Raw genomic sequence first — 464 nt, 5'->3', positions numbered from 1 at the left:
CTGTCCAGCGGCCGGTTTGTGGGTCGTAATCGCGGTAACCAAAGCGAACCAGTTTAGTATCCGCGTCATATAACCCACCAGCAAAACCAAATGGAATGGCGAACTCAGGGTTGCTGTCGCTAATCACATTACCGTAGCTGTCGTAGCTGATGGTTTTTACCAGAGCACCATTCGCCGCACTAATAACCCGTGGGCTGCCCAAATGGTCGGTTTGAATATAGTAGCGCTGGCCGCCCTGAGTAAAACTAACTGGTGTATGGCTTAGGCCATATTCAAAGCGCTGTTTTACCGTGTTATCGGCGTTATACACCGCCAGCAGGGTGGTTAAACTCTGCCACAGGTACTTTTCAATCACTACGCCATTTACTAACTTAGCCACCCGCTGCCCCAGCGCATTATGGCGGTAGGTTATGGCTTTATCGGCCATGGTTACTGCCAGTAAACGGCCGGTGCTGCTGTATTGG

1 protein-coding gene is annotated in these 464 nt (G+C 51.1%); it reads right to left on the bottom strand.

Annotated elements, in window-relative coordinates; all coding sequences use genetic code 11:
* Positions 1-464 (bottom strand): RHS repeat domain-containing protein (locus VT06_RS17335; RefSeq protein WP_046555583.1); only part of this gene is annotated, 464 nt, incomplete at both ends.

The sequence above is a fragment of the Arsukibacterium sp. MJ3 genome (assembly GCF_000987765.1).
Taxonomy (GTDB): Bacteria; Pseudomonadota; Gammaproteobacteria; order Enterobacterales; family Alteromonadaceae; genus Alishewanella.
The sequence above is the reverse complement of the archived record's forward strand: the minus strand, read 5'-3'. Positions and strand labels throughout refer to the sequence as shown.